The 22,766-nt window shown below is 65.0% G+C and carries 23 protein-coding genes; 9 read left to right on the forward strand and 14 right to left on the reverse strand.

Translation table 11 applies throughout. From position 1 onward, the window contains the following. Nucleotides 1-2: 2 nt before the first annotated feature. Genes K410_RS0131115 through cysG form a run of 5 tightly spaced genes read right to left on the reverse strand, consistent with a single transcriptional unit; the run spans nucleotide 3 to nucleotide 4,638 of the window. Nucleotides 3-734 (reverse strand): phosphoadenylyl-sulfate reductase, encoded by a 732-nt coding sequence (locus K410_RS0131115; RefSeq protein ID WP_028138497.1) that lies wholly within the window; start codon nucleotides 732-734, stop codon nucleotides 3-5. Then, complete coding sequence (locus K410_RS0131120; protein WP_028138498.1) at nucleotides 731-1,246, reverse strand: DUF934 domain-containing protein; 516 nt, start codon at nucleotides 1,244-1,246, stop codon at nucleotides 731-733. The genes K410_RS0131115 and K410_RS0131120 overlap by 4 nt, the downstream gene beginning before the upstream one ends. Further along, a complete protein-coding gene (locus K410_RS0131125; RefSeq protein ID WP_028138499.1) occupies nucleotides 1,233-2,888 on the reverse strand; it encodes a nitrite/sulfite reductase in 1,656 nt (551 codons plus the stop codon). Before K410_RS0131125 ends, K410_RS0131120 begins: the two co-directional genes overlap by 14 nt. An 11-nt stretch (nucleotides 2,889-2,899) precedes the next feature. Next, on the reverse strand, nucleotides 2,900-3,217 hold the full coding sequence (locus tag K410_RS0131130) for a DUF2849 domain-containing protein (protein WP_028138500.1): 318 nt from the start codon (nucleotides 3,215-3,217) through the stop codon (nucleotides 2,900-2,902). Further along, nucleotides 3,214-4,638 (reverse strand): siroheme synthase CysG, encoded by a 1,425-nt coding sequence (cysG, locus tag K410_RS0131135; RefSeq protein WP_028138501.1) that lies wholly within the window; start codon nucleotides 4,636-4,638, stop codon nucleotides 3,214-3,216. The genes K410_RS0131130 and cysG overlap by 4 nt, the downstream gene beginning before the upstream one ends. A 245-nt stretch (nucleotides 4,639-4,883) precedes the next feature. Between cysG and cysD the strand changes: the two genes are divergently transcribed. The 4 genes from cysD to K410_RS0131155 all read left to right on the forward strand — a co-directional run bounded on the left by cysD (nucleotide 4,884) and on the right by K410_RS0131155 (nucleotide 10,421). Beyond that, a complete protein-coding gene (gene cysD / locus K410_RS0131140; RefSeq protein WP_028138502.1) occupies nucleotides 4,884-5,678 on the forward strand; it encodes a sulfate adenylyltransferase subunit CysD in 795 nt (264 codons plus the stop codon). A 21-nt stretch (nucleotides 5,679-5,699) separates the two neighbouring features. Further along, nucleotides 5,700-7,616, forward strand: a complete 1,917-nt coding sequence (cysC, locus tag K410_RS0131145) for an adenylyl-sulfate kinase (RefSeq protein ID WP_028138503.1) — start codon at nucleotides 5,700-5,702, stop codon at nucleotides 7,614-7,616. 290 nt (nucleotides 7,617-7,906) lie between these two features. Further along, on the forward strand, nucleotides 7,907-10,072 hold the full coding sequence (locus K410_RS0131150) for a malate synthase G (RefSeq protein WP_028138504.1): 2,166 nt from the start codon (nucleotides 7,907-7,909) through the stop codon (nucleotides 10,070-10,072). A 148-nt stretch (nucleotides 10,073-10,220) separates the two neighbouring features. Continuing rightward, complete coding sequence (locus K410_RS0131155) at nucleotides 10,221-10,421, forward strand: CsbD family protein (RefSeq protein WP_028138505.1); 201 nt, start codon at nucleotides 10,221-10,223, stop codon at nucleotides 10,419-10,421. Nucleotides 10,422-10,540: 119 nt separating this feature from the next. Here the strand turns inward: K410_RS0131155 and K410_RS40040 are convergent, their stop codons facing one another. The 3 genes from K410_RS40040 to K410_RS0131170 form a co-directional block, all read right to left on the reverse strand. Further along, entirely contained in the window at nucleotides 10,541-10,696 is a 156-nt protein-coding gene (locus K410_RS40040) for a Thivi_2564 family membrane protein (RefSeq protein ID WP_007599832.1), read from the reverse strand. A 113-nt stretch (nucleotides 10,697-10,809) separates the two neighbouring features. Then, nucleotides 10,810-11,460, reverse strand: coding sequence for a DUF2865 domain-containing protein (locus tag K410_RS0131165; RefSeq protein WP_028138506.1), 651 nt, complete (start codon nucleotides 11,458-11,460; stop codon nucleotides 10,810-10,812). A gap of 16 nt (nucleotides 11,461-11,476) precedes the next feature. After that, nucleotides 11,477-12,253: a L,D-transpeptidase gene (locus K410_RS0131170; RefSeq protein WP_028138507.1), complete on the reverse strand. Its 777-nt coding sequence runs from the start codon at nucleotides 12,251-12,253 to the stop codon at nucleotides 11,477-11,479. Nucleotides 12,254-12,461: 208 nt separating this feature from the next. Between K410_RS0131170 and K410_RS0131175 the strand changes: the two genes are divergently transcribed. From K410_RS0131175 to K410_RS0131195, 5 genes are all read left to right on the forward strand, one after another. Then, nucleotides 12,462-13,574 carry an AI-2E family transporter gene (locus K410_RS0131175; RefSeq protein ID WP_028138508.1) on the forward strand — a complete coding sequence of 371 codons (1,113 nt, stop codon included), beginning with the start codon at nucleotides 12,462-12,464 and terminating at the stop codon, nucleotides 13,572-13,574. 78 nt (nucleotides 13,575-13,652) lie between these two features. Beyond that, nucleotides 13,653-14,024 carry an ElaB/YgaM/YqjD family protein gene (locus tag K410_RS0131180; protein WP_028138509.1) on the forward strand — a complete coding sequence of 124 codons (372 nt, stop codon included), beginning with the start codon at nucleotides 13,653-13,655 and terminating at the stop codon, nucleotides 14,022-14,024. 94 nt (nucleotides 14,025-14,118) lie between these two features. Beyond that, nucleotides 14,119-14,577: a hypothetical protein gene (locus tag K410_RS0131185; RefSeq protein WP_028138510.1), complete on the forward strand. Its 459-nt coding sequence runs from the start codon at nucleotides 14,119-14,121 to the stop codon at nucleotides 14,575-14,577. A gap of 168 nt (nucleotides 14,578-14,745) precedes the next feature. Beyond that, nucleotides 14,746-15,918, forward strand: coding sequence for an OpgC domain-containing protein (locus tag K410_RS37515; RefSeq protein ID WP_049820398.1), 1,173 nt, complete (start codon nucleotides 14,746-14,748; stop codon nucleotides 15,916-15,918). Between the two features lie 88 nt (nucleotides 15,919-16,006). Next, a complete protein-coding gene (locus tag K410_RS0131195; protein ID WP_028138511.1) occupies nucleotides 16,007-16,621 on the forward strand; it encodes a TetR/AcrR family transcriptional regulator in 615 nt (204 codons plus the stop codon). On the opposite strand, the gene K410_RS0131200 is transcribed toward K410_RS0131195, so the two are convergent. The 6 genes from K410_RS0131200 to ureC all read right to left on the reverse strand — a co-directional run bounded on the left by K410_RS0131200 (nucleotide 16,618) and on the right by ureC (nucleotide 22,736). Next, complete coding sequence (locus K410_RS0131200; protein WP_028138512.1) at nucleotides 16,618-18,276, reverse strand: CHASE domain-containing protein; 1,659 nt, start codon at nucleotides 18,274-18,276, stop codon at nucleotides 16,618-16,620. The two genes, K410_RS0131195 and K410_RS0131200, sit on opposite strands and share 4 nt — an antisense overlap. A 288-nt stretch (nucleotides 18,277-18,564) precedes the next feature. Continuing rightward, on the reverse strand, nucleotides 18,565-19,188 hold the full coding sequence (gene ureG / locus K410_RS0131205; protein ID WP_028138513.1) for an urease accessory protein UreG: 624 nt from the start codon (nucleotides 19,186-19,188) through the stop codon (nucleotides 18,565-18,567). A gap of 40 nt (nucleotides 19,189-19,228) precedes the next feature. Then, nucleotides 19,229-19,957 (reverse strand): urease accessory protein UreF, encoded by a 729-nt coding sequence (locus K410_RS0131210; protein WP_028138514.1) that lies wholly within the window; start codon nucleotides 19,955-19,957, stop codon nucleotides 19,229-19,231. Next, the gene (ureE, locus tag K410_RS38905; RefSeq protein ID WP_080672283.1) at nucleotides 19,938-20,582 is read right to left on the reverse strand and encodes an urease accessory protein UreE; all 645 of its coding nucleotides are present in this window, start codon (nucleotides 20,580-20,582) and stop codon (nucleotides 19,938-19,940) included. Before ureE ends, K410_RS0131210 begins: the two co-directional genes overlap by 20 nt. A gap of 11 nt (nucleotides 20,583-20,593) precedes the next feature. Next, nucleotides 20,594-20,893, reverse strand: a complete 300-nt coding sequence (locus K410_RS0131220) for a putative quinol monooxygenase (protein WP_028138516.1) — start codon at nucleotides 20,891-20,893, stop codon at nucleotides 20,594-20,596. Nucleotides 20,894-21,020: 127 nt separating this feature from the next. Continuing rightward, nucleotides 21,021-22,736 (reverse strand): urease subunit alpha, encoded by a 1,716-nt coding sequence (gene ureC, locus K410_RS0131225; RefSeq protein ID WP_028138517.1) that lies wholly within the window; start codon nucleotides 22,734-22,736, stop codon nucleotides 21,021-21,023. Nucleotides 22,737-22,766: the final 30 nt, after the last annotated feature.

The raw sequence follows: 22,766 nt of genomic DNA on the forward strand, positions 1-22,766 counted from the left end.
TGCTACGAAGTCCTCATCGTGTGGATGCCGCATTCTGTCTTGGCTCGGCCGCGCCAGCGACCGGCGCGTTCATCCTCGCCTTCGGCCGTTCTGCTCGTGCAAGGCATACACCCGACCGACCGGAAACCGGAGGCGACCAGGGGATGACGCGGCAATTTGGCGCGGACGAAGATCGCCTCGAGTTCCTCGCGGGAGACGTTGGCGAACGGATTGAACTTCAATCGCACACCGTCGTCCTCGACGACCGGAATGTCGGTACGGGCATTGCCCTGGAAACGCTTGCGGCCGTTGAGCCAGGCATCAAACGGCTTCAACGCGCGCGCCAGCGGCTCCACCTTGCGGATGCGGCAGCAGGCGTCAGGATCGGAGAACCAGAGATCGCGGTCGGGATCCTCGCGCGACAGGGTCTCCTCGGCCGGCTTGATCGAGCGGACATCCTTCAGACCCAGCGTCGCGATCAGCGTGTCGCGATAGGCCAGCGTCTCCTCGAACAGCCAGCCGGTGTCGAGGAAGATCACGGGGATCGCCGGGTCGACATCCGCCATGACCTTCAGCAGCGTCGCCGATTCGGTGCCGAAGGACGACACCAGCGCCAGCTTCTCGCGCCCGACCGTCTTCAGCGCCGCGGCAACGATCTCCGCGGGCGAGGCATCGCGCAAGGCGCGATCGAGCTCCTGCGCCGAAGGCAGCGCAGAAACGGAGAGCCGAGCGAGCTGAGAGGGAACGACGTTCACGTGCCGACACCCTCGGAATGACGCAGCTGCATTCGCCGGTGCAGCGCGGTGATACGGCCGTCGCCGGTCGGCTGGTAGAACACCGAATAGCGCTTGGCAGTCTCCATGAATGCCTCCGCGTCGGCCTGCTTCTTGACCTCGAAGGCGTCGAAGCCGGCGCGCAGCATGAACACGAACTGGTCGCGCAGCACTTGGCCGGTCGCACGCAGCTCGCCGCGATAATCGTAGCGCTCGCGCAGCAGGCGGGCCTGGCTGTAGGCGCGGCCGTCGCGGAAAGTCGGAAACACCAGCGCGACGGCGGCGACCTTGCCGAGATAGGGCACGAGCTCGCTGATGTCTCGGTTGTTGGGCCAGATCACCCCGACCTTGCCCGAACGGTTGAGCAGGGTGTCGGCCTCGGCCAGAAAGCGCTCGGCCGGCACCAGGATGTCGCCGCCCTCGGGCACCGGCGTGTCGACGGCGAGCTTGGCAAAGCTGTCGCCCGTGATCTTTCCGCCTTTAACGAGTGGCATAGACGCGCTCCTTGAAGGGTTCGACGCCGAGACGCTTCACGGTGTCCATGAACAGCTCTTCGGGCCGCTCGCGCAGCGCCAGATAGGCTTCCACGATGTCCTCGACGACGTCGGCGACCTCGTCGAACTTGACGCCCGGCCCGATCAAGGTGCCGAGCGCGGCGTTCTCGTCGGCACGGCCGCCGATGGTGATCTGGTAGACTTCCTCGCCGTTCTTCTCGACGCCGAGAATGCCGATATGGCCGACATGGTGATGGCCGCAGGCATTGATGCAGCCGGAGATGTTGATGTGGAGCCGGCCGATCAGATTGGCGAGCTCGTGATTGGCGAAGCGCCGCGTCAATTCCTGCGCGATCGGGATCGAGCGCGCATTCGCCAGCGAGCAATAGTCGAGCCCGGGGCAGGCGATGATGTCGGTGATCAGATTGACGTTGGGCGTCGCCAGCCCGAGCTTGTCGAGCGCCTTCCACAGCGCCGGCAGGTCGCGCTTGGCGACATGCGGCAGCGCCAGGTTCTGCTCATGACCGACGCGGATCTCGCCGAAGGAATATCTGTCGGCGAGATCGGCGAGCGCATCCATCTGCTCGGCGGTGGCATCGCCAGGAGGCCCGCCCGTCGGCTTCAGCGAGATGGTGACGATCGAGTAGCCCTGTACCCTGTGCGGGGCCACCGAGTTCTTGCGCCACGCCTCAAAATCGGGGTCGGCGGCGGCCTGGCGCAGCTCGTCCGGCATATGCGGCAGCTTTTCGTAAGCCGGATAGGTGAAGCGCGAGCGGATGTCCTCGATCACCTCGTCGTCGATCTGGAGCGAGGAGTTGCGGATGTGCTGCCACTCGTCCTCGACCTCGCGGGAGAATTTTTCGATGCCGAGCTCGTGCACCAGGATCTTGATGCGCGCCTTGTAGATGTTGTCGCGCCGGCCGTACTGATTGTAGACGCGCAGGATCGCCTCGATGTAGCTGAGGATGTCGCGGCCGTGCACGAAATGCTTGATGGTCTTGGCAATGAACGGCGTGCGGCCGAGACCACCGCCGACCAGCACCTCGAAGCCGGTCTCGCCCTTCTCGTTCTTGATCAGGCGCAGGCCGATGTCGTGGATCTTGATCGCGGCGCGGTCGTGGTCCGATGCGGTGATCGCGATCTTAAACTTGCGCGGCAGGAACGAGAATTCCGGATGCAGCGTGGTGTGCTGGCGGATCAATTCCGACCAGATGCGCGGGTCCTCGATCTCGCCGGGCGCGACGCCGGCCCATTGGTCCGAGGTGACGTTGCGCATGTTGTTGCCGGAGGTCTGCATCGCATGGATACCGACCTTGGCGAGATCTTCCAGCGCGTCCGGCAATTCGGCGAGCTTGATCCAGTTGAACTGGATGTTCTGCCTTGTCGTGAAATGGCCGTAGCCGCGGTCGTATTTGCGCGCGACATGCGCCAGCGCCCGCAGCTGGTTGGTCGCCAGCGTGCCGTAGGGGATCGCCACGCGGAACATGTAGGCGTGCAATTGCAGATAGACGCCGTTCTGCAGGCGCAGGATCTTGAACTCGTCCTCGGTGAGCTCGCCGGACAGGCGCCGCTTCACCTGGTCGCGGAACTCCGAGACGCGCTCGTTGACGAGCGTGCGGTCGATTTCGTCGTAAGCATACATAAGAAGATGCCTTAAGCCTGGGCCGACTGTCCGATGGTGACGCCGGTGCGGCGAATCAGTTCGCGTAAGTTGCCGGGTTCGATCTTGCCGTCGGCGCCGACCTGCACCGGGGCGATATAGGGGCCGATCGCGCCGACGTCATCGGCGATGGACTCCGCAAGCAACGCCTTGGCCTCGTCGGAGTTGCGCACGATCGCGGCTTCCGAGAGGTCCGCGGACCAGCTCTTGGCGGCGGTGCGGTAAACCACGATGCCGTCCCAGGTGCGGTTGGCGGTCACGATCGAGGGGCCGGCGATCTTGATCTTCTTCTGTTCGAGCGGAGAGGTCATTCGGCTGCATCCAATAGGTCAGAGATGATTTGGTTGGGTGTCTGGCGGCGAAGCGAACCGGCATGCCGGACCACCTCGCCGATGATGAGAATGGCCGGACCGCCATTGGCCCGCCGTGCGAGCTCGGGAAGTTCGCGAAGCGTGCCGATCGCGCCTTGCGCGTCGGGGCGCGTGACGCGGGCGAACACGCCGACCGGCGTCTCCGGCGAGCGGCCTGCAGCGAGCAGGCCCGCGCGCACGGCAGCTGTCGCGGACACGCCCATGTAGACGACGACTGTCATCCTGGTGTCGGTCAGCGCCGACCAGTCCACCGCTTCCGCGTCGCGCGCCTTGTGCGCGGTGAGGAAGGTGATGCGGGTCGCTTCATGACGGTAGGTAAGCGGCACCTCGAAATCGGCGGCGCCGCCGAGGCCTGCGGTGATGCCGGGAACGATCGAATAGGGAACGCCTGCGGCGCGCAGCGCTTCGATCTCCTCGCCGCCGCGCCCGAACACGAAGGGATCGCCGCCCTTCAGCCGCACCACCCGCTGGCCGGCTTGCGCGGCCTCGATCATGCGCTGGTTGATGGCGTCCTGGCCGATGCCGGGCCTGCCGACGCGGCGGCCCACGGCAACGCGCGTGGTGTCGCGGCGGATGCGGTCGAGAATTTCGCCCGAGACCAATTCGTCATGGAAGACGATGTCGGCGTCCTGCAACGCGCGCAGCGCCTTGATGGTGAGAAGATCGGGATCGCCGGGACCGGCGCCGACCAGCGCGACGGAGCCTTGCGGCTTGTCCGCGCGTGCGAATTCGGAGGGATCTGAAATCGCATTGAGGGCAGCGTCTGCGTCCGCCTTGCGGCCGGCGAGCACGGCGGCACCGATCGGACCGTCGATCACCCGCTCCCAGAAGCGGCGGCGCAGCGGAAACTCGGCGATCCGTTCGTTGATGGATTTGCGGAAGCCGCCGATGAACTCGGCGAGCTCGCCGATGCGCGCCGGCAGCAGCGCCTCGATCTTCTCGCGCACGCGCCGTGCCACCACCGGGGATGTGCCGCCGGTGCCGACCGCGACCACGACGTCGCCGCGATCGACGATCGCCGGAAAGATGAAGCTGGAATGCTCGAGATCGTCCATGACGTTGACGGGGAGCCCGAGCGCCTTGGCGCGAATTGACATCGCCACCCCGACGTCGCCGGCGCCGGCGCAGACGACGGCGATGACGCCCGCGAGATCGGCGGCGAGCGGATCGCCCGTCCGGACTTCGATACGCGCCGCATCTTCCGCACCGAGACCGAGATCCTGATTGTCGTCGATCGCGTGCACACGGATGCGCGCGCCGGCCGCGGCGAGCACGCGCAGCTTGGCGCGCAAAAGCTCGCCCGCGCCGATGAGAACCACCGGACCGGCCTTGAGATCGAGGAATACCGGCAAGAACCGCATGCGATACTCGCTTCCCCCACTTCCGGGGTTGACTGGAATTATTTTCTATATATGTCTCGTTTCGAGCGCGCAAAGAGAAAATTTTTTCTTCTCTTCCGCACTGCAACTATAGAATTTTCGCCTCCAAACGCAAAGTGGCAGAGATGCATCTTCTCAAGGACGATTCCGCTTCGGTGGGAGCGAGCAGCAGAGCCCCCCTCGCACGCCTGGGCTCGCAAGAATTTTCTGCCGATGTTGCGCCGAGCATGGACCATCTCGACCAGCTCGAGGCGCAGAGCATCTACATCTTCCGCGAGGCCTTCGCCCGGCTGAAGAAGATCGCGCTGCTGTGGTCGCTCGGCAAGGACTCCAACGTCATGATCTGGCTGGCGCGCAAAGCGTTCTTCGGCAAGATGCCGTTCCCGGCCCTTCATGTCGACACCGGCAAGAAGTTTCCCGAGATGTACCGCTTCCGCGATCATTACGGCAAAGAGTGGGATCTCGATCTGCGCGTCGAGCCCTGCCCGCCCATCGATGCCGTCGATCCGACATTGCCGCCGGCCGCCCGCTCCGCCGCGCGCAAGACCGAAGGCCTCAAGATGGCGCTCGCCAAGTATGGCTTCGACGGCCTGATCGCCGGCATCCGCCGCGACGAGGAAGCGACCCGCGCCAAGGAGCGCGTGTTCTCGCCGCGCGGGCTTGAAGGCAATTGGGACGTGCGCGACCAGCCGCCGGAGTTCTGGGATCATTTCAACGCCTCACCGCCGCAAGGCGCGCATTTGCGCATCCATCCGATCCTGCATTGGACCGAGGCCGATATCTGGGCCTACACCAAGCGTGAGAACATCCCGATCATCCCGCTCTATCTGGCGAAAGACGGCAAGCGCTACCGCTCGCTGGGCGATCAGGACATCACCAATCCCGTGAATTCGACGGCGTCGACCATCGACGAGATCCTGATCGAGCTCGAGCAGACCAAGGTCCCGGAGCGCTCGGGGCGCGCGCTCGACCACGAGACCGAGGACGCCTTCGAGCGCCTTCGCGTCGCCGGCTATCTCTGATTCCAAGGACGCATCGCGGTCATGAACATGCTCGTCACCCCCGCTTCGCCTGCGACCCCGAACGGCACCACCCGTCCGCAGGTGCGCATCGTCATCGTCGGCCATGTCGACCACGGCAAGTCGACGCTGGTCGGCCGCCTCTTGCACGAGACCGGCAGCCTGCCGGACGGCAAGCTGGAAATGCTGAAAGCCGTCAGCGCGCGGCGCGGCATGCCGTTCGAATGGTCGTTCCTGCTCGATGCGCTGCAGACCGAGCGCGACCAGGGCATCACCATCGACACCACGCAGATCCGCTTCCGCACCAATTCGCGCGACATCGTGCTGATCGACGCGCCCGGCCACGCCGAATTCCTGCGCAACATGATCACCGGCGCCTCGCAGGCCGACGGCGCGGTGCTGATCATCGACGCGCTCGAAGGCGTGCGCGATCAGACACGGCGGCACGGCTATCTGCTGCATCTGCTCGGCGTGAAGCAGGTCGCGATCGTCGTCAACAAGATGGACCGCGTCGACTTCTCAGCCGATCGCTTCAAGGAGATCAGCGACGAGATTTCCGCGCATCTGAGCGGCCTCGGCGTGACGCCCACGGCCGTGATCCCGATTTCCGCCCGCGACGGCGACGGTGTCGCCGAGCGGACCGACCGGATCGGCTGGTACAAGGGCCCGACCGTGGTCGAGGCGCTGGACAGGCTCGAGCCGGCGCGGGCGCTGGAAGCGCTGGCGCTGCGCCTGCCGGTGCAGGCGATCTACAAGTTCGACGATCGCCGCATCGTGGCGGGACGCCTCGAATCCGGCAGCCTCAAGGCCGGCGACGAGATCGTGATCATGCCCGCCGGCAAGATCGCCCGGATCAGGACGGTCGAGAGCTGGCCGGTGACGCCGGTTGCGGGGCGGCAAGGCGCCGGCCGTTCGGTCGGCATCACGCTCGACCGCGAATTGTTCATCGAGCGCGGCGACATCGTCGCGCATGCCGGCAGCGCTCCGCGCGAGACGCGGCGCCTGCGTGCGCGCATCTTCTGGCTGCACGACAAGCCGCTCGCCAAGGGCGACCAGCTGCTGGTTCGCTGCGGGCCGAAGGAAAGCCGCGCCACCGTGGTGGCGATCGAGAAGGCGGTCGATCCGGGCGAGCTCGAAAGCACCGAGAACAAGGCGATCGGTCGCAACCATGTCGGCGAGATCGATATCTCTCTTTCGAATCCGATTGCCACCGATCCCTACACCGAGAATCCGCGCACCGGCCGGCTCGTGATCGAGGTCGCGGGGCGCATCGCCGGCGGCGGCCTGGTGCTGTCGGTCGATGCCGGCCAGCGCGCCGTGCCCGTCGACATCGTACCGGTGGAATCGGCCCTGCGTCCCGACGAGCGCTCCGCGCGCTATCGACACAACGGTGCCGTAGTCTGGCTCACCGGCCTGCCCGCTTCGGGCAAATCGACGCTCGCCAAGGCATTGGAGCGGCGGCTGTTCAGCAACGGCGGCTCGCCGATCCTGCTCGACGGCGACACGCTGCGCGCCGGCCTCAACAGCGATCTCGGCTTCTCCGCCGCGGACCGTAGCGAGAACATCCGCCGCCTCGCCGAGGTCGCGACGCATCTCGCCCGCAACGGCCATATCGCCATCGTCGCCGCCGTCTCGCCGGCCCGTGAGGACCGCGCGAGTGCGCGCCGCATCGCCGACACCGTGTTCCGCGAGATCCACGTCGCGACGCCTGCCGAAATATGCGAGGAGCGCGATCCCAAGGGCCACTACAAGAAGGCGCGCGCCGGCGCGCTGGCCTCGTTCACCGGCATCGGCAACGACTACGAAGCGCCGCAGGCGGCCGAGCTCGTGATCGACACCTCGACACGGACGGTTGCCGAGGCCGCCGACGAGATCGAGCGCATGCTGAAGACATCAGGCGTGCTGTTCGACGAGGCCGTGGACCTCGCGGCGAATATTTGAAGGCGCCCCACCCCCGCTGTCGTCGCCCGGCTTGACCGGGCGACCCAGTATTCCAGAGACAGCGTTGGGATACGGAAAAGCCGCGGCGTACTGGATTCCCCGCCTTCGCGGGGAATGACAGCGGTGCCTGGGCCCCACCTCTGCTTGACATTTTGACAACTTATGGAGGTCTTCTCACCGCCCCGGTTTTGGGGCTAATAGGGCCCCGAAAGCCGCCCTCGTGGGCGCATTTTGCTGCTGTCGGGTCAAAAGCAGCCAAAAAACAGCCATTTCCAACAAGAAAGCCCATCATGAAACGCGTCGACGCCCACGGATTGAAGATCGCCCCTGTTCTGTTTGATTTCATCGCCAAGGAAGCGGCCCCGAAAACGGGGATCGCACCGGATGCGTTCTGGGCCGGGGTTGCGGCCATCGTCAGGGACCTGGGGCCGAAGAACCGTGCGCTGCTGGCTTTCCGCGACACGCTGCAGGCCAAGATCGACGACTGGCACCGTGCCAACAAGGGCAAGGCGTTCGACCTCAACGCCTATACCGCCTTCCTGAAGGAGATCGGCTATCTCGTCCCGGAGCCGGCGACCCAGAAGGTCGAGACCGCCAATGTCGACGAGGAAATCGGCAAGATCTGCGGCCCGCAGCTGGTCGTGCCGCTCACCAATGCGCGCTATGCACTGAACGCGGCAAACGCGCGCTGGGGCTCGCTCTATGATGCCTTTTACGGCACCGACGCCATTCCGCACGATCCGTCCGAGAGCGGCAAGGGCTACAACAAGGCGCGCGGCGACAAGGTGATCGCCAAGGCCAAGGCGTTCCTCGATGCCGCCGTGCCGCTCGCGACCGGCAGCCACACCGACGTCACCGCCTACAGCGTCGTCGCGGGCCAGCTCGCGGTGAAGCTGAAGAGCGGCAACGCCACCGCGCTGAAAAACGCCGCGCAGTTCGCCGGCTTCCAGGGCGATGCGGCGTCCCCGAGCGCGGTGCTGCTCGTCAACAACGGCCTGCATGTCGAGGTCAAGATCGACCGCAGCAGCGCGATCGGCAAGGACGATCCGGCCGGCGTCGCCGACATGATCATGGAGGCCGCCGTCTCAACCATCCTCGACATGGAGGACTCGGTCGCCGCGGTCGATGCCGAAGACAAGGTGCTTGTCTACCGCAACACGCTCGGCCTGATGAACGGCACTCTGTCGGCCGACTTCGAGAAGGGCGGCAAGACGCTGACGCGCTCGCTCAACGCCGACCGCAGCTACAAGACCCCCGACGGCAAGGGCGAAGTGAAGCTGCACGGCCGCAGCCTGCTGTTGATGCGCAATTGCGGTCACCACATGTTCACCGACGCGGTGCTGGACGAGAACGGCGAGGAGATTCCCGAAGGCCTGCTCGATGCCGCCGTCTCCGGCCTGCTCGCCATCCACGACCTCAAGGGCAATTCCAAGGTGAAGAACAGCCGCACGGGATCGGCCTATATCGTCAAGCCAAAGATGCACGGCCCGGACGAGGTGTCGCTGACCTGCGAGCTCTTCGGCCGCGTCGAGAAGATGCTGGGCCTGCCCGATAACACGCTCAAGGTCGGCATCATGGACGAGGAGCGGCGCACCACGGTCAACCTCAAGGCCTGCATCCAGCGCGCCTCCAAGCGGATCATGTTCATCAACACCGGCTTCCTCGACCGCACCGGCGATGAGATCCACACCTCGATGGAAGCGGGCCCGATGATCCGCAAGAACGAGATGAAGGCGCAGGCCTGGATCAAGTCCTATGAGGACTGGAACGTCGACATGGGCCTGACCTGCGGCCTGCCCGGCCACGCCCAGATCGGCAAGGGCATGTGGGCCGCCCCCGACAAGATGGCGGACATGCTGGCGCAGAAGCTTGGCCATCCGCAAGCCGGCGCGACCACCGCCTGGGTGCCCTCGCCGACCGCGGCGACGCTGCACGCGCTGCACTACCACCAGGTCAACGTGACCGCGCGGCAAGAGGAGCTCGCCAAGGGCGGGCCACGCGCCAAGCTCTCGGACATCCTCACCATTCCGGTGTCGAAGTCGAACTGGGCGCCCGACGACGTCAAGCAGGAGATCGACAACAACTGCCAGGGCATTCTCGGCTACGTCGTGCGCTGGATCGACCAGGGCGTCGGCTGCTCCAAGGTGCCCGACATCCACGATGTCGGCCTGATGGAAGACCGCGCCACCTTGCGCATCTCGAGCCAGCATCTCGCCAACTGGCTGCACCAGGGCGTCATCACCGAGGCGCAGGTGATGGAATCGCTGAAGCGCATGGCAGTCGTCGTGGACAAGCAGAACGCCGGCGATCCGATCTACAGGCCGATGGCGCCCGCCTTCGACGGCGTCGCCTTCAAAGCCGCATGCGATCTCATCTTCAAGGGGCGCGAGCAGCCGAACGGCTACACCGAATACATCCTCACCGCGCGCCGCCGCGAGGCCAAGGCGCTTGGATAACAGGCGTTCGGCCGAGCGCAGTCACAGCAATACCGAAAGCCCCGGCCCTCGCCGGGGCTTTCTCGTTGGGCGAAACGTCGCGCCAAGTCGCGGAACTGGTCGCGCGCGTCTCGCGTTGTCGGGCCATCAACCAAAACGGGAGGTGGTTATGGATTGGAATCGGATCGAAGGAAACTGGAAGCAGTTCAAGGGCTCTGCCAAGGAGAAGTGGGGCAAGCTCACGGACGACGATCTCCAGCTGATCGAAGGCCGCCGCGAGCAGCTCGAGGGACGGCTGCAGGAGCGCTATGGCAAGGCCAAGGACCAGATTCGCCAGGACGTCGACGACTGGCTGAAGACGCTGAACTAAGTCAGACCGAAAAAAGCCCCGGCTCACGCCGGGGCTTTTTGATTGCATATCTTGCAAGTGATGACGCGCAGCGCCGTCCTGATCGCTTGCGGCCATCCCGGGCGGCGCTGTTCTCTGCGCTAGAACACCGCCAGATATTTCAGCAACGACACGATGCCGATGATGATGACGACCACGCGCGCGATCTGCTTGGCGCGACCATCCATCGGCAGCATGTTGATGAGATAGAGGACGAGAATAACGACGAGAAAAGTGACAAGTACGCCGACCAGCATCGCGAGGCCCCCTGTGGCAAATGATCTGACGGCAATCTAACGCACGTCCGCGGCGTCGGTTCCGCAGACGCAACCCATTGAGCAATCACCAAAACCCGGCCGTAATGTCGGCCTTATTCCTTCGCCACCACCGGAACTTGGCGGAATCTGGCGCGCACCGAGTCGGGCAGCGGGGAGAAATTCATCGCGACGCCGCGGCGGTCGTTGGCGTTGCGGCTGGCGACGACGAGACCATTGGCGCCAGCGACGATATCGCCTTTGCGTAAGGTGGGATCGTCCTCGGCCTTGACCTGCGCCAGCCCGACCGGATCCTTGCCGTTGCAGGTGCAGCCGGCAACGATCTCGTTGCGATAGCGGAATGCGTTCGGCAACTCGGAATATGACTTTCCATTCGCCGTCGTGGCATCGTCGATGCTGCCGCCGTAGACGAGCGACGTCTCTGAGGCAGGGCAAAAGCTCTTGCAGGACTGCGCCTTGCTCTCGCCATCGCTGCCTTGCGCCGGAAAATATCGACCATCGCAGCCGCGCACGCAATAAGCGGTGCCACCCCCATAGGACGAGCGATGCCGAGGCGCCTCATAGCGCGGGTTGTCGTCGGTTGGGAAAGGTATCCGGATTTCCGGCGGCGGCCGCATTCGGAAGCCGCCGAACAAATTCGAAAAGAAATCCTGCGCATGCGCCGATGGTGCCATTGCCAGCCCTGTCGAGACGACGACCAAAATCGCCGCGGCGCCAGACAATCTACCAATGAGCCTGTTCGACATGGGACCTCGCACAGTCTTAGTTCACGGCCGACGTCGTGACGCTCAGCGCCTGCCGGCCCGGGGGCAGCGCCGTCACCGTCGAGCGCTTGCGCACGGGATCCCCTCCCCTGGCCATCAGCGGCGCATTCTTCGGCAGCACCACGACCTTGGCGCCGACATTGACGCGGCTGTAAAGGTCTGCGACGTCCTCATTGGTCATGCGGATGCAGCCGGACGAGACGAACTTGCCGATGGTGGAGGGATCGTTGGTGCCGTGGATGCGATACTGACTCGCGCCGAGATACATCGCGCGTGCGCCGAGCGGGTTGCCGGGACCGCCGGCAACAAAGCGCGGCAGATAGGGCTGGCGCGCGATCATCTCGGCCGGCGGACGCCAATCAGGCCACTCCGCCTTGCGGCTGACGCTCTGCACGCCGGACCAGGTAAAGCCTTCGCGGCCGACGCCGACGCCATAGCGAATGGCGCGGCCGTTGCCGAGCACGTAGTAGAGATAGGTGTTGTTGGTGTCGATCACGATGGTGCCGGCGGGCTCGCTGCGGTCGAAGCCGACGATCTGCCTGCGCAGGCGATCGGGCAGCTGAGCATCTTCGTCCTCGGCCGCCTGCGGCGCCTCGTTCACGTAGCCTTGCGAGTAGCCTTGATCCTGCGCGTAGGATTGCGGCTGCATCGGGCTGTAACCGTACGTTTGCGCGCTCGCGCCGCCGAATGGCACCCCGAGCAGGAGCGTTGCGAAGGCGAATGCGGTGACGACGCGCGGCGACGAGCTGCGACGGACTGCAGAGAACTTTGTCATGTGCTGCCCCGTGGGATGTGTGCATCAGGGTGATGCGCTGTCCCATGAACTCCGCGGGGGCGATTCAAGTTCCGGCACGGCGCGCGGCATCCCTGTCACAGTCAAGCGAGCAGCACTTCACGAAGCCGCGATGGAACCGCGGTCCGGCTCGCGCATTATCCGTCATCAATGGGCGCGCGGCGCGAGGCTTCCGTGCGGGAGAGAGATTGTGCGCGTCCTTCCGAGCGAGAGTTTGATTCCCGGCAACAGCGCAGGCGACCCGCTTCCCGACAGCCGTGCCGAGCTGCCGCCGGTGATCCGCCGCACGGAGTTCGTCGCCTTTGCGCTCGCCGGCCTGTTGCTGATTGCCGTCGTCACCGTGCTCTACGTCGGAAGGGCTTTCTTCCTGCCCGTGGTGATGGCCTTTGTCACCGGCACCATGCTGTCGCCCGCGGCGGGCTTCCTGGAGCGATACCGGGTCCCGCGCGCGGTCGGGGCCGTTCTGATCGTGGCTGCCGGGACCGCCGTGGTCGCCTTCGTCGTGGCGCTGATCGCCTCGCCGGCAATCGAGTGGAGCACGCGCCTGCCGGAGCTCGGCGCGCGACTGAAGGACAAGTTGCACGTGTTCGACCGGCCGCTTTCGCTGTGGCGGGAGACGCAAGCCATGCTCGGCGGCTCCGAAGGATTGCCGAGCATCCACATGCCGAAGGTCGAGTGGGTGCAGCCGACGCTGGAATTCCTGTCACCGACCTTCACCGAATTCCTGTTGTTCTTCGTCACCCTGATCCTGTTCATCGCCAGCTGGCGTGACCTCCGGCGCGCCATGATCATGAACTTCGGCGGCCATGACGCACGGCTTCGCACGCTCCGGATCCTCAACGAGATCGAGGAGCATCTCGGCAATTATCTGCTGACAGTGACGCTCATCAACGTCGGCGTCGGCGTCGGCACCGGCCTCATTTGCGCGCTCACCGGCATGCCCAATCCGGCCGGGCTGGGTGCGCTTGCAGCAACGCTCAACTTCATCCCGATCATCGGGCCGGTCGCGATGTTCGTCGTGCTGGTCGTGGTCGGGTTGGTTGCCTTTCCGACCATCGGCGGCGGCCTGATGGCGGCCCTGGCCTTCGGCGGTCTCACCTTTCTGGAAGGGCACTTCATCACCCCGACCATCATCGGCAGGCGGCTCGCTCTGAATGCCCTTGCAGTCCTGCTTGCGCTGGCATTCTGGACCTGGATGTGGGGTCCGATGGGCGCGTTCCTGTCGTCGCCGCTCCTGATCGTGGCGCTGATCCTCAAGGAGCACCTGTTGCCGGCGGATTCGCCGCAGCTGCCGCGGGACTGACCGGTTTCCGTGAACGGAACTTCCCCGGTGACGAAACGTTTTCCGGCTATCGCAGCCGTCAACAGTTCGGAGCTCCCGATGTCCACGACCAGTGCCGAAGCCGGGATGAAAGACTGGACCGACAAAGCCACCAGAGAACGCCTCGAAAAGGATGTAGCAGCCGTGAAAAGCGATATCGCCGCCCTGACCGACCAGATCACCGACGCGCTCAACACCTTCGCCAATTCCACCAGCAAGCAGGCCCGCCGCGGCTACCGCCAGGCGCGCGAGAATGTCGACACCGCGATGGACGACATGTCGGAGCGCGGCAGTGCGATGATGGGCGCGGCCCAGGAGGCCTATGGATCGATCGAAGAGACGCTCGAAGACGCGATCACGCAGCGGCCGCTTGCGACCGTCGGACTCGCGCTCGGGATCGGCTTCCTGATCGGGGCCGCCTGGCGTCGGTAGGACGCGCGAGGGGGGATTGGAACGGCGGCGTTACGGCGCCGCCGTTGCCGGCTTGTGGACGGACAGGGCTGTTGGGGATTTGAGGAGCAAGGCCATGTTTCAGCGCATCATCGACGGGATCAGTGCATCCACCGGCACGACGGTGCGGCTGACCTCCCTGGCCGCGGGCGCGGCGTTCGCGCTGTTCATCACCACGTGCTTCCTGTGCGCGGCGGCATTCATCTCCGTGCTCAACAATTACGGCCCGGTGCAAGCCTGCCTCGCGGGGGCCGGCGTTTTCTTCCTCCTCACCCTGGCCGCAGCAGTGAGCTACTGGGCCTACAAGCGCGAGCTGCGCAAGCAAGCCCAGATCGCAGCCGAGCGCGCCGCGAAGGCGGCGGCCTCGAGCATGCTCGCGGACCCCATGCTCCTCGCCACCGGGCTCCAGATCGTTCGCGCCATCGGCGTCAAGCGGCTGTTGCCGATCCTGGCGATCGGTGGCGTCGCTCTCGGCATCCTCGCGAGCCGCGCCGCCGGCATGTCGGACGAGGTGTCGGCCGAACCGGCCGAGTAAGGACGGACCACGTCAAGAATTTCGCGGAGGGCCACCCCGCGGCGGCATTCATTCGCCCGATTCTGCGGTCATTTTGAGCGCCCGACCGTCACTCACGCAAACGCTACTCGGACGGACCGCCGGTTGCCGCTAAAAGCGTCACCCTGATTCTCAAAGCTAATTTACTCAATGAAACCGTCCGTTCAGGCAAACCTTGCCGCGTTCCGGCATGACGCCAGGCTGTATTTGACGCTCGGCATCGCCAATTGGTCGGTTTTCGTCGACCACATCCCGAACAACATCGTCAACCTGCTGACGCTGCGCAATTTCGGTTTCAGCGGCGCCGCCGACCTGTTCGTCTTCGTAGTCGGTTATGGCGTCGCGATCATCTACGGCCGGATCGCGCTGGAGCGCGGCTATCTCGTCGCCGCAACACGCATCTTCCGTCGCGTCTGGCGGCTCTATGCCGCCTATGTCGTGCTGTTCGTGATCTACATCGCCACCATCGCCTACGTCGCCTCGCAGTCGATGGCGCCGGAGATCATCCACCAATACAACATCTCGGGAATCCTCGAGCACCCGCTGCGCATCCTGGTCCGCGGCCTCGTGCTCCAGGAGGAGCCGCTGAACCTCGATCTCCTGCAATTGATGATCCCGCTGATGGCCTTCTTTCCCTTGGCCCTTTGGGGGCTGTTGCGGAGGCCGAACGTGACGCTGGCGGCATCGGTCGCGCTGTATCTTGCCGCGCGTTGGTTCGACTGGAATTTCCGGGTCTATCCGGATCAGGAATGGACCTTCAACCCGCTGTGCTGGCAGATGCTGATGGTGCTCGGAGGCTGGTTCGCCGTGACTGGCGCATCGGGGCGGGCGCTACGCGACATGCCCTGGCTAAGGATACTCGCCGGGACTTATCTGGTCTTCGCGATGGCCGTCACCTTGCTGCGCCATTCGCCGCAATTGTCCCATTACCTGCCGGACCTTCTCCTCGCCGGCATCGCGCCGACCGACAAGGAAAATCTCGCGCCCTATCGCGTGGTTCATTTCCTCGCACTCGCCTTCCTCGCGACCCATCTCATTCCGGCCGATCACCCCGGCCTGAGTTTGAAGCCGCTCCAAGCGGTCATCAGATCTGGCGAGGAGTGGCTTGCCGTGTTCTGCGTCGGAGTGTTCCTGTCCTTTGCCGGGCATCTCATCCTGATCACCAGCGCCAATCTGGTCGCGATGCAGATCGTGGTGAGCCTCGCCGGATTCGCCGCAATGACCGCGGTGGCCTATTACGTCGCCTGGTCGAAGTGGCAGGATCTGCCCGAGGCGTTGCGGCAGGGGGGCCTAGAGTATGATCCGCAAAAGCGCGCCGCCTGATCGCATCGCGCTTTAGCGCGATTTCCCTAGGCCGGCCGCCGCGGCTGCGCTATCCCGGAGCGAGAGCGGGTGCGCGAGGAGACCGGGCGTGGTGACGGCGAATGGCGGGGGCGACGGGGCCGACAGCGCCCCCCGGCGCGGCCGGCCGCGATCGATCGAGACCAGCAACGCCATTCTCGAAAGCGCCTATGCGCTGATGGCGTCCACCGGCCTTGCGGCCACCACCATCGACGCCGTCGCCCGCCATTCCGGCGTCTCCAAGATGACGATCTACAAATGGTGGCCGTCGCGCGAGGCACTCCTGATCGACGCCTTTCTTCGACATGCGGCGCAGATGCTGCCGTTGCCCCCGGCGAGCTCCGGCAGCCCCGCCGCCCGCGCGCGCCGCCACGCCGCGGCCTATGCGGAGGCGCTCCAGGGCGAGTTCGGCAAGGTGCAGCTTGCCGTCATCTCCGAATGCATTTCCAAGACCGGCTCCGCCGAACTGTTCTATGCCCGCTATCTGCAATTCCGTCGCGACGCGCTGGTGGAGATGATCGCGGCGGGCCAGCACGACGGCAGCATCCTGGCCGAAGGCCCGGCTGAGGATCTCTACGACGCGATCTACGGCAGCCTGTTCTACCGCTACGTCTTCGGCATCGCGCCGATCACGCCCAGCTACGCGCGCAATCTGGTCGATCTGATCTTGCGGCCGAAAGCTTAGCCGCGAGCAGGCCGCACCGGAGCCGAGATTTTGTCCGTGCGGTCGCGTTCGGTCATGTCGACCACCGTCTCCATAGGGGCGGTGAGCTCATAGACGTAGGAGACGTCGGTGAAATAGCGCTTGGCGGTGCCGCCGAGCGCCTCGGGGGCGACGCGGTCGAGCAGGATCAGGCCGAAATCGGAATCGGGGCGGCGGGTCGCTTCGCTGGTGTTGAACTCCTCCCAGCGGAAATTGAAGATCTCCTCGCTCCCCTCGCCCGTCACCGTCCAATTCGCGGTGATGTGCGGATGCTTTCCAACCAGCGACAGGCCTTCGTCGGAATGCGAGGCGAGCTCGAAGAACAGCAGCGACAGGCTCTGCGCCGCGCGCGCGCTGACCGCGATATCGGGACCGGTGACGGCGATGCGGTCGGCATGCGGGATGGCACGCGCCTCGAACAAGCCCTTGAGTTTCACGCCCTGCCACTGGCTTTCGCTGAGCAGCGAGACCACGTTGGACATGGCGTGGATGCGCCCGATCAGGAGCTCGCGGGCGACGTCGATGTCCGCGCCATGGCGCAAGGTGCGCGTCACGATCGACTGGATCACCGCCAGGATGTTCTTGACCCGGTGGTTGAGCTCGTCGATCACCGCGGTCAGCCGGCGCTCGAAGCCGATTCTGACCTGGATTTCCCGACTGAGCCGCAGATTGTTGTAGGCAACATAGCCGAACAGGCCGCACACCATGGCAGTGATCGCAAAGCCGATGGCCGCCACGATGATCGCGGTCTGCTCGGCACGGCGCACCGAGTTGGTCTTGGCGTAGTAGCCGAGCTGCCAATCGCGGCCACCGAAGCTCACCGTGCGCATCGCCGACGGTGCCGGTCCGTCCGCCACGCTGCGCGTCGAGACCACGCCTTGGTCGTTGGCGATCAGCTCGCCGCCTTCCTTGCGCGGATCCCTGAGCGCGACCGAGAACAACGACATGTCGTCGTTGGTCAACATCAGCGTGGCCAGCTCGTAGGAGAACGTGATGAAGCCGGCCGGCTCGGTCGCCCCTTCGGGAATGACGGGCGCAGCCACGATGACGCCCACGGGCCCGTTCGCGTGCAACAGCGGAACCGGGTCCGAAGCCACCGACTTCTTCTCGGTCCTGGCGCGCGTCAGCATGGCGCTGCGAACCGGGTCCTGGTCGTAACTGCGGCCCGGCAGGGCCTTGGTCTCGTCACTGCGCGGCTCGAGATCCAGCAGCACGTCGATCGGCGCGGTGATCTCGGCCGGATTCATCGGCTTGTCGTCAAAGCTGCGGATTTTCGGATTCGGGAAGCCGGCGCCCGCAATGGCATCCTGCGCCGCGGTCAGCTCGTCCGGCTTCAGCCGGGCGATCCAGCCGGCCACGACGAAATCCGTCTTGAAGGCGTAGATGGCCGAGCGCAGCGGCTCCAGCATGTTCGGATTGATCACGGACGGCCTGCGGAACAGGCCTGAGGCAACGCGCGCGAGCAGCTCGCGCTCGGTGAGCCGGTCCTGGACCAGGCTGGCATGAACGTCGATCGCGCGCGCGAGCGCGATCCGGTCCAGCGCCAATTCCTGGTCGTGGACGCGATAGGCTGCAAGCCCGGAGAGCAAGGCTCCAAGCAGTGCGATGAAACCGATGATGAAACCCAGCCGGACCACGCGACTACTCAGGCCAATGCAGGAGGTCGGCAACAAACAGGGAGCATATGAACGCCGTTCGAACGGCCATGTGCCGAAACAGGATGGACTCCAGTGGCGGAGATAATGAAGGAGGAGACATCGGTACGCAACGTAGGTCGCCTGAAAAGCTTAATCCGTCCGGTCCGGCCATGACGGACTGCCCGGGGCGCCGGAGGTAATCAATCGCCGTGTCCGAAATTTGTTCCGTCGTTGCGGCTCGACGGCGAGGTTAACGGCGAAATGAGCGTACGCCAAGTGGTCGCGCCGTCAGCCTGCCCGTTTCAAGCCGCCCTTGGCCTCGATGAAACCGACGATGCGCTCGAGCCCCTGGCTCTTCTTCAGGTTGGTCATGACGAAGGGACGCTCGCCGCGCATGCGCCTGGCGTCCGCGTCCATCTTCTCCAGGGAGGCGCCGACATGGGGGGCGAGATCGATCTTGTTGATGACCAGAAGATCGGACCGGGTGATGCCGGGGCCGCCCTTGGAGGGGATTTTGTCTCCGGCGGCGACGTCGATCACGTAGATGGTGAGGTCGGCCAGCTCCGGGGAAAAGGTGGCAGCGAGATTGTCGCCGCCGGACTCGATCAGCACGAGATCGAGCCCGGGAAATTTGGCGCGCATGTCCGCGACAGCAGCCAGATTCATCGAGGCATCCTCGCGGATCGCGGTGTGCGGGCAGCCGCCGGTCTCGACGCCGGCGATGCGGTCCGGCGTCAGCGAGCCCGATCGCACCAGGAATTCCGCATCCCATTTGGTGTAAATGTCGTTGGTGATCGCGGCGATGTCATAGCGCTCGCGCATGGCCTTGCAGAGCAGGTCCATCAGCTGGGTCTTGCCCGATCCGACTGGACCGCCGACGCCGACACGCAAGGGGCCGTGAGATTTCGACATGCAACTCGCTCTCTCTCGAAGGGTTGAAGGCGCGGCGCGCTCACGACCGGAACAGCCGCGTATATTGTGTCTCGTGCCGCAAGCTGGCGAGATCGGCGCGGAAGGTGGCGCTGCCGAGGTCGTCCAAGGTCGCGTTCAGCGCGCGATTCGCAGTCGCAGCCACGGCGGCTTCCAGTCGCACCAGCACGCGCTGGCTGTCGGTCTGGCCGAGCGGGACGAGACGGCTGGCCGCGGAAATCCAGTTCGAGACCAGCGCATGCAGGAACGCATGCAGCGTCGGCGCCAGCGGAACGCCGTGCTGAGCCGCGACGACGCCGACGGCGACAGGATAGACCATCGGCGTGCGGCATGCCGCAACCATGGCATCCAGCCCATCGGCATCCCACGCGGCGCGGGCGATGTCGATGAAGGCACGGCCTTGCGAGCTCGTCTCCAGCTGCCGCTCACGCGAGGGCACGAAGGCTGCGGCCAGCTCGGCGATGTCGTTCAAAGCGGCCTTCTCATCCGCCTCCGCGGCGCGATAGGCGTGGACCAGAAACGTCGCGTCGCAAAAGCCGGAGCCGTCACCGAGCATCGCGTCGAGCCAGTCGGCCAGCGTTGCCGTGTCGACGATGTCGCCCGCCTCCACCGCCCATTCGATGCCGCTGGAATAGGAGAAGCCGCCGACCGGGAATGCCGGCGACAGCCAGGTCATCAGCCGATACAGCGCCGCCGCCTCGCCCTCGTCGAGGCCACCGGCGCTGATCGGCTCATTTGTGGTCATGAGCATGCTTGTGGCCGTGGTGTTCAGGGTGGTCGCAATGCTCGTCGTGGTGATGGTGGTGGTCGTGACCGTGGTCATGTGAGGCATGACCATGGTGGTCGTGGTGATCATGGCCGTGGTGATCATGGTGGTCGTGGCCATGATCATGATGATGGCCGTGATCGTGATGCGCGTGGTCGTCGTGACCATGGGCGTGACCGGCATCTGCGTAGGCGCCGCCTTCGGGGTCGAACGGCGCTTCGATCTCGATCACGCGCGCGCCGAGGCCCTTCACCATGGCCTCGATGACGTGATCCCGGCGAATGCGCAAGGCTTTCGCCATGATCTGGGTCGGCAGATGGCGGTTGCCCAGATGCCAGCCGACACGAATGAGGTGATGCGGATCGCGGCCGCGGATTTCCAGTAGCGGTTCCGGCGCCGCGACCACCTCGACCAGGCGGCCGTCCTCGAGCACCAGCGCATCGCCGCCGCGGAGCGCTGTGGCGTGCTCGAGGTCGAGCAGGAATTCGAGCCCCCGCGTGCCCGTCATCGCCATGCGGCGGCGGTGCCGATCGTCGAAATCGAGCACGACCGTGTCCGCCGGCGCTTCCGTGAAGCGGTGCTGCCCCCTAACCTGCGTCGCCCGGATCATGCTCTACCTCGTTACCGTGTCTCGACCTTCTCGGGCGTGATCACCTCGATCTTCGGCGGCGCCGTGAAGCACTTCACCGCGACGCGGCCGAACGTCTTCATATGCTCCATGCCACGATGCGGCACCAACGCCTCGGCGCTCTCCCACTGCTCGACGAACACCATCTTGGCAGGATCGGTGACACTCTCGTGCAGATCGTAGGCGATATTGCCGGGCTCCTTCCGCGTCTCCTTGATGCAGGCGGTGGCCGCTGCAATGAATTCGGCGCGCGTTTCGGGCTTGATGGTCAAGGTGGCGACGACATAGATCACGAGAAATCCTCCCGGCTTTTCTTCTAGGGTTCGATACCGGGCGGACATTAGACCAGGCGGGACCGAACGCAAAACCGCAAAAAGCGGTCCCCGGACACCCGCCGGGGACATGCGTCGAGGCGCTATTTCAGTACATGAAATAACGCTGTGCCATGGGCAGCACCTCGGCGGGTGCACAGGTGAGCAGCTCGCCGTCGGCGCGCACCTCGTAGGTCTCCGGATCGACCTCGATGTCGGGCGTGGCGTCGTTGTGGATCATGCTCTTTTTCGAAATCCTGCCGCGGGTGTTCTGGACGGCATAGAGCTTCTTCTCGATGCCGAGCTTTCGCGCCAGGCCGCCCGTGACCGCCGCCTTCGAGGTGAAGACCACGGACGAGGCCGTGCGCGCCTTGCCGAAAGCGCCGAACATCGGCTGGTAGTGCACCGGCTGCGGCGTTGGGATCGAGGCATTGGGATCGCCCATGGGCGCCGCGACGATGCTGCCGCCCTTGACGATGCAGTCCGGCTTGACGCCGAAGAAGGCCGGCGACCACAGCACGAGGTCGGCGAGCTTGCCCTTCTCGACCGAACCGATCAGCTTCGACACGCCGTGCGCGATGGCCGGATTGATGGTGTATTTGGCGATGTAGCGCTTGACGCGGAAATTATCGTTGTCCTTGCCCTTGTCCTGCGGCAGGGACCCGCGCTGCTTCTTCATCTTGTCGGCGGTCTGCCAGGTCCGGATGATGACCTCGCCGAGCCGGCCCATCGCCTGCGAGTCCGAGGACATCATCGAGAGCGCGCCGAGATCGTGCAGGATGTCCTCCGCGGCGATGGTCTCTTTCCGGATGCGGCTTTCCGCGAAGGCCAGATCTTCCGCGATCGAAGGGTCGAGGTGGTGGCACACCATCAGCATGTCCAGATGCTCGTCGATGGTGTTTCGGGTGAAGGGCCGCGTCGGGTTGGTCGAGGACGGCAGCACATTCTTGAGGCCGGCGACCTTGATGATATCAGGCGCGTGACCGCCGCCGGCGCCTTCGGTGTGGAAGGCGTGGATGGTGCGGCCCTTGAAGGCCTTGATGGTGTCCTCGACGAAGCCGGATTCGTTCAGCGTGTCGGTGTGGATCATCACCTGGATGTCGTGCGCGTCGGCAACCGACAGGCAATTGTCGATCGCAGCCGGCGTCGTGCCCCAGTCCTCGTGCAGCTTGAGCGCGCAGGCGCCGGCCTTGATCATCTCGACCAGGGCTGCGGGCCGCGAGGCGTTGCCCTTGCCGGAGATGCCGAGATTGACCGGGAAGGCGTCGAACGACTGGATCATCCGTGCGATATGCCACGGTCCCGGCGTGCAGGTGGTGGCGAAGGTGCCGTGCGAGGGACCGGTGCCGCCGCCCAGCATCGAGGTGACGCCACTCATCAGCGCGTGTTCGATCTGCTGCGGACAGATGAAATGGATGTGGCTGTCGAAGCCGCCGGCGGTGAGGATCTTTCCTTCGCCCGCGATCACGTCGGTGCCGGGACCGATGATGATGGTGACGCCGGGCTGGATGTCGGGATTTCCGGCCTTGCCGATGCTTGCGATCAGGCCGTCCTTGATGGCGACGTCGGCCTTGACGATGCCCCAATGGTCGACGATCAGCGCATTGGTGATGACGGTGTCGGCCGCGCCCTGTTTGTTGGTGACCTGCGACTGGCCCATGCCGTCGCGGATCACCTTGCCGCCGCCGAATTTCACCTCCTCGCCATAGGTGGTGAAATCCTTCTCGACCTCGATGATGAGGTCGGTGTCGGCGAGCCGCACCCTGTCGCCGGTGGTCGGGCCGAACATGTCGGCATAGACGGAACGCTTCATCTTGACGGACATCACGAGCCCCGCTTGCTTTTGATTGTTTGG

The sequence above is a fragment of the Bradyrhizobium sp. 22 genome, assembly GCF_000482425.1.
GTDB classification, from domain to species: domain Bacteria; phylum Pseudomonadota; class Alphaproteobacteria; order Rhizobiales; family Xanthobacteraceae; genus Bradyrhizobium; species Bradyrhizobium japonicum_B.